General features: G+C 32.2%; 8 protein-coding genes. 4 read left to right on the top strand and 4 right to left on the bottom strand.

Features of this window, described 5'->3' with window-relative positions; all coding sequences use genetic code 11:
• The 4 genes from tusC to fkpA all read right to left on the bottom strand — a co-directional run.
• On the bottom strand, positions 1 to 326 hold a 326-nt coding region (gene tusC / locus Q1J40_RS02555), incomplete at its 3' end, for a sulfurtransferase complex subunit TusC (protein ID WP_301098468.1).
• Between the two features lie 4 nt (positions 327 to 330).
• Positions 331 to 684 (bottom strand): sulfurtransferase complex subunit TusD, encoded by a 354-nt coding sequence (gene tusD / locus Q1J40_RS02550; RefSeq protein WP_301098467.1) that lies wholly within the window; start codon positions 682 to 684, stop codon positions 331 to 333.
• A complete protein-coding gene (locus Q1J40_RS02545) occupies positions 684 to 1340 on the bottom strand; it encodes a helix-turn-helix transcriptional regulator (RefSeq protein ID WP_301098466.1) in 657 nt (218 codons plus the stop codon). The genes tusD and Q1J40_RS02545 overlap by 1 nt, the downstream gene beginning before the upstream one ends.
• A gap of 86 nt (positions 1341 to 1426) precedes the next feature.
• Positions 1427 to 2146, bottom strand: a complete 720-nt coding sequence (gene fkpA / locus Q1J40_RS02540; protein WP_301098465.1) for an FKBP-type peptidyl-prolyl cis-trans isomerase — start codon at positions 2144 to 2146, stop codon at positions 1427 to 1429.
• Between the two features lie 82 nt (positions 2147 to 2228).
• On the opposite strand from fkpA, the gene Q1J40_RS02535 reads away from it, so the two are divergent.
• The 4 genes from Q1J40_RS02535 to rimO all read left to right on the top strand — a co-directional run bounded on the left by Q1J40_RS02535 (position 2229) and on the right by rimO (position 5378).
• Complete coding sequence (locus Q1J40_RS02535) at positions 2229 to 2453, top strand: SlyX family protein (RefSeq protein ID WP_301098464.1); 225 nt, start codon at positions 2229 to 2231, stop codon at positions 2451 to 2453.
• Between the two features lie 43 nt (positions 2454 to 2496).
• Complete coding sequence (locus Q1J40_RS02530) at positions 2497 to 3192, top strand: thioredoxin domain-containing protein (protein WP_301098463.1); 696 nt, start codon at positions 2497 to 2499, stop codon at positions 3190 to 3192.
• Positions 3189 to 3881, top strand: coding sequence for a 5'-methylthioadenosine/S-adenosylhomocysteine nucleosidase (mtnN, locus tag Q1J40_RS02525; RefSeq protein WP_301098462.1), 693 nt, complete (start codon positions 3189 to 3191; stop codon positions 3879 to 3881). Before Q1J40_RS02530 ends, mtnN begins: the two co-directional genes overlap by 4 nt.
• A 165-nt stretch (positions 3882 to 4046) precedes the next feature.
• Entirely contained in the window at positions 4047 to 5378 is a 1332-nt protein-coding gene (gene rimO, locus Q1J40_RS02520; RefSeq protein WP_301098461.1) for a 30S ribosomal protein S12 methylthiotransferase RimO, read from the top strand.
• The last annotated feature ends 3 nt before the right edge of the window (positions 5379 to 5381 follow it).

Here is a 5381-nt window from a genome sequence, read left to right as displayed (position 1 = left end):
GATTTAGGAACAAAATTTATATTAGATAGAACCCATTCTGCTTCTGTAAGTCCTCGCTTTTCTATATCTGATAAACAGACAAAGCACTCATTCAATTCATATAATTCGATTAGTTTAAATGTTGATATATGATCCTTTTGAAGAATAAGTGAAGGGTCTTGGTTATCAATTAAATTAAAAATACCATCATGTAAAAAACAAATAGCAATTTCATCTTCTTCACAATAAGCACTTGCTGCTAATAGAGCATCTAAACCTTCCCTACTCATTGATGTTCCAAAAGGTGGTTGTGTAAAAAGTATGGCAATTTTGTAGTGATCTTTCATATTATTAAAATGTAAGTAGTCTATCTGCTTGTAATATAGTTTGGCTAAACTCACCCAATCCTGCTAGAGTAAAGTGAGTGGATAAATTATTCTCTACAATACCTCTACGTTGTGCTGCTGAGATACAAAGATGAAGTGGTAAGCGGTAGGTTTCTGCTAAACTTTTCCAATTTTCAACTAAATTAACTTCATCATTGGCTGGATAAACAAATTTATTTGCATTGCTAACGCCATCTTGAAAAAAGAAAATTTGGGTAATTGTATGTCCTTCAACAAGCAATTCTTGAACAATTTGATATGCTAGATAAGCACCTTGATTGCCATAGACACTATGCCTTATTGCAATAACATATTTCATTATTCAATATCCTGTTTTATTTGACGGATATAGAGATAAACAGTATGACGAGAGATATTTAGGCGTTCAGCAACTTGATTAATAGAATCTTTGATATCAAAAATTCCTCTTTCAAATAGATTTGTCACAATTTGTCTATTTTTATTATTATTCGCTACGTGTTTATCATTTTGGATTTCTTCGATCGTATTTTCTATTGTTTGCATAACTAAATCTTCAACAGAGCTTGCAAAGTTAACTTGATCATCTGATTCTTGTGGTGCAATAAATGTTGATAAAAATTGTGATATAGGAATATCTAAATTAATATTAATACAAATTAGTCCTATTACGTGTTGTTTTCCATTGCGAATTGCAATAGTGATAGATTTCATTAAAACGTCACCTTTTGAACGGGTAAAGTAAGGTTTCGATACACTATCCGTTTGCATATGATGAAGTGACCATAAAGCTCTATCTGTGATGGGTGAGCCTATTTTTCTATCGGTGTTATGTCCATTAACAATATAGATTGCTGAGTGTTCAAGAAACTCTAATGAATGTAATACAATCTCGCAATATTCACCAATGAGTGCTGCAATTCCATCTACGACAGGAAAATACGAGGCAAGTATTGCATGATCTTGATCAGAGAAAGGAGTAAAACTAGATGTCATTTTTTATCCAAAATAAAACGGAAAACAGTTTTCAAGCGGTAAGATCATCACTTTTTTTTACCAAACTATTTTCCGTAGAAGTAATATTATTTACTAGCTGGTTTAAAATCTAATAATTCAATTTCAAATTTAAGTGTTGCATTAGCTGGAATTTTTCCTGCTTGACGATCACCATAACCAAGTTGAGGTGGAACAACGATTTCCATTTTTCCACCTTTTTTCAACATTGGAATAGCTTCAATCCACGCAGGAATAAGTTGGTTGAGTTGAAATTCAATAGGCTCTCCACGATCGTATGAACTATCAAATACAGTACCATCAGTTAATGTACCTTTATAATGAACTTTAACTATATCTTCTGCTTTTGGTGAGTTTCCTTCACCAGCTTTTTCTATTTTATATAATAATCCAGAAGCAGATTTTTTTACCCCATCTTGTTTTTCATAGTTAGCTCTAAATTTATTGCCTTCTTCTATAGTTGTTTTATCTTTTTCAGCTTTGATAGCCGCTTCTTTTTCTTGTAGATAATTATCTAGTGCTTGAAGTTGTTTTTGTAAATCTTCATCTGTTAATTTGCCAGTTTTTTTAATAGTATCTTGTACACCAGCTAAAATACGATCTTGATCGTAAGAGAAAATATCTTTTTGTGATTCAATAACACCTTCAATATTTTTACCCATTAGTACACCAACGGCATATGATGATTCATCGATAAATTTTGAATCAGCATCTTTTGCAAATGTGGCTTGTGAAAGAAACAATGCACTTGTAGCAAAAGCAAGTACAGAGAGTTTAGTTTTTAACATAAAATTTCCCTTAAAATAGTGTTAAAACAAAGGTAGATAGGGTAAAGTGTATTCCCTTTTTTCACAACCTTTTATTTATAGTATGCAACCAAATATTGATAATATTTTAGCTTATTTAACTGAATTAGAAACAAAAATAGCATTCCAAGATCAAACTATCGAGGATCTTAATCAAGCTTTGATTCAGCAACAATTTGCTTTAGACAAGTTACAGAATCAATTTCGATATTTTGCTGAAAAATTGAAAAGTATGCAACCGAGTAATATTGCAAGTCAAGCGGAAGAAACTCCACCACCACATTATTAGGCAAAATAACTTATCATTTGTTCAATAAGGTTTGATTTTAATTATGAAAAAATATATTAATCTTCTTGTAATACTTGTTATGTGCTTTTGGTTACCGAAAAGTTATTCGGTTGAGAAAGAGAAAAGTTTAGAAATATTGGAGACTAAACCAGCTTTTAAAGATGGGCATGGCTATTATTCTTATAATAACCCTTTAGATTTAAAATTACCAAAAGATGGTAAAGTATTAATACAGTATTTTTATCAATATGGGTGTGAGCTATGTTTAAAGGCAGATGATTACTTGAAATTATATGCAGCTAGAAATTCTGATAAAGTGATATTGGAGCGATCGCCTTCTTTTTTAGATAATTTAGAATTTACAGCTAAGATGGATGCGGCTTTTTCTGCTTATGGACATAAAGAACTGAGCGATAAATATTTATTTGATAGTGCTGATAAAAAAATGAAGGAAAGTTTGGTTAATAACAATGATGCAATAAAAAATTGGTTGATTAATAATGATGTTTATTTACCTAAATTTCATGAAATTTTTTCATCATCACAAGTAGCAAAAGATGTTGCTAAGGCAAAAGAACTTTATCAAATATATTATTCTCCGCCAAGGTTGCCAGTAGCCGTTCTTAATGGTAAATATATTTTAATGAGTGATACATTATATAATGATGACTATACATACGCTGTATTGGATTTTTTAATTAACAAATTACAAGAAGAAAAGGAAAAAAATAAGAAATGAAGATAGGGATTATCGGTGCAATGGCACAAGAAGTTGAGATTTTAAAAAGTTATATTTTAGAACCTAAAGAAATAGATATAGCAGGTTGTAAAATCTATGAAGGTAAAATAAATAATATAGATGTTGCTTTATTACAATCAGGAATTGGCAAGACTGCAGCAGCTTTAGGTACTACACTACTTTTAACATTAACTAAACCAGATATGGTTATTAATACTGGATCTGCTGGCGGATTGGCTTCTTCCCTGAATGTTGGCGATATCGTTATTTCAAATGACGTTAGGCATCACGATGTGGATGTGACAGCTTTTGGCTATGAAAAAGGTCAATTACCAGGTAATCCAGCTGGTTTTTTACCTGATACACAATTAGTTGATATTGCTATTAAAGAGAGTGAAAAGGCTGGAATAAATGCAGTTAGTGGCTTAATTTGTAGTGGTGATACTTTCATCAATGGGACTGATGCAATTAGTAAAATCAAAGAAAATTTCCCTAATGTTGTTGCTGTAGAAATGGAAGCAGCATCTATTGCACAGGTTTGTCATGCATTCAATATTCCTTTTGTCGTGGTAAGAGCTATTTCAGATGTAGCAGATAAAACTTCTCATTTGTCCTTTGATGAGTTCCTACCTTTGGCGGCAGAAAAATCATCTAATATCGTATTAGCAATGTTAAATTGTTTAGATTAATTCTTGTTTCAAGCGGTGAGTTTATATTTAGAATTTACAAAGTTTTATTGATATCTCACCGCTTGTTATCGCTTTATTATCATAGATTTTGTACAATTATTTCATCTTTAATCTATTAACTGTATAGATTTATTTTTTTGATTACTTATTTTATTGAGATTTTTTATGAATTTAACACCAAATATTGGTTTTATTAGTTTAGGTTGTCCAAAGAATTTGGTTGATTCTGAACGTATATTAACGGAGTTACGTACTGAGGGATATAACATTATTCCTAGTTATGAAGGTGCTGATCTGGTTATTGTCAATACTTGTGGATTTATTGATAGTGCAGTTCAAGAATCATTAGAGTCTATTGGTGAAGCATTAGAAGCTAATGGAAAAGTTATTGTAACAGGGTGTTTAGGTGCTAAAGAAAACCAAATTCGTGAGGTTCACCCTAAGGTTCTAGAAATAACTGGACCACATAGTTATGAAGCTGTAATGAGCCATGTTCATAAATATACGCCTAAACCAGAGTACAATCCTTATGTGAGCTTAGTGCCTAAGCAAGGTGTTAAATTAACACCCAAACATTACGCATATTTAAAAATATCCGAAGGCTGTGATCACCGTTGTACCTTCTGTATTATTCCTTCAATGCGAGGGGATTTAGATAGTCGTTCTATTGTACAAGTTTTAGATGAAGCTAAACGCTTAGTTGATGCTGGAGTTAAAGAACTTTTGGTTGTTTCGCAAGACACTTCAGCTTACGGATTAGATAAAAAGAAAGAAAATAGTACTAAAACTGTTTTCTGGAATGGAATGCCAATCAAAAATGACTTATTTACTTTGTGTGAGAAGTTAGGCTCATTAGGTGTTTGGGTTCGTTTACATTATGTTTATCCTTATCCTCATGTGGATAATTTAATTCCATTGATGGCGGAAGGGAAAATATTACCTTACTTAGACATTCCTTTACAGCATGCTAGCCCTAAGATTCTTAAAGCAATGAAACGCCCTGGTTCAATTGAGAGAACGTTGGAAAGAATAAAAAAATGGCGCGAAATTTGCCCTGATCTTACTCTTCGTTCAACCTTTATTGTTGGTTTCCCTGGAGAAACAGAAGAAGATTTCCAATTATTATTAGATTTTTTACAAGAAGCTCAGCTAGATAGAGTCGGATGCTTTAAATTTAGCCCTGTTGATGGTGCAGTTGCAACCGATATGGATGATCAGGTTCCTGAAGAAGTTAAAGAAGAGCGTTACCATCGTTTCATGCAACTTCAGCAACAAATCTCTGCAGAGCGTTTACAACAAAAAGTGGGTAAATCGCTTAATGTGATTGTAGATGAAATTACAGAAGAAGAGATCATTGGACGTTCTATTGCGGATGCTCCAGAAATAGATGGATTAGTTTACATTGATAACGTTTCAAATCATCCAATTTCAGTGGGGCAAATAATTAGCGTAAATATTACTCATGCAGATGATTATGATCTATGGGGAACTTGCTAAATT

The organism is Otariodibacter sp., from assembly GCF_029256985.1.
Taxonomy (GTDB): domain Bacteria; phylum Pseudomonadota; class Gammaproteobacteria; order Enterobacterales; family Pasteurellaceae; genus Otariodibacter.
Note: the sequence above shows the minus strand (reverse complement) of the source record. Positions and strands in the feature narration are given on the sequence as shown.

Excerpts from the sequence above, each read along its gene's own strand:
- Q1J40_RS02530 (WP_301098463.1), top strand. The coding sequence starts at position 2,497 with ATGAAAAAATATATTAATCTTCTTGTAATACTTGTTATGTGCTTTTGG.
- rimO (WP_301098461.1), top strand. The coding sequence starts at position 4,047 with ATGAATTTAACACCAAATATTGGTTTTATTAGTTTAGGTTGTCCAAAG.
- Q1J40_RS02545 (WP_301098466.1), bottom strand. The coding sequence starts at position 1,340 with ATGACATCTAGTTTTACTCCTTTCTCTGATCAAGATCATGCAATACTT.
- Q1J40_RS02535 (WP_301098464.1), top strand. The coding sequence starts at position 2,229 with ATGCAACCAAATATTGATAATATTTTAGCTTATTTAACTGAATTAGAA.
- mtnN (WP_301098462.1), top strand. The coding sequence starts at position 3,189 with ATGAAGATAGGGATTATCGGTGCAATGGCACAAGAAGTTGAGATTTTA.
- fkpA (WP_301098465.1), bottom strand. The coding sequence starts at position 2,146 with ATGTTAAAAACTAAACTCTCTGTACTTGCTTTTGCTACAAGTGCATTG.
- tusD (WP_301098467.1), bottom strand. The coding sequence starts at position 684 with ATGAAATATGTTATTGCAATAAGGCATAGTGTCTATGGCAATCAAGGT.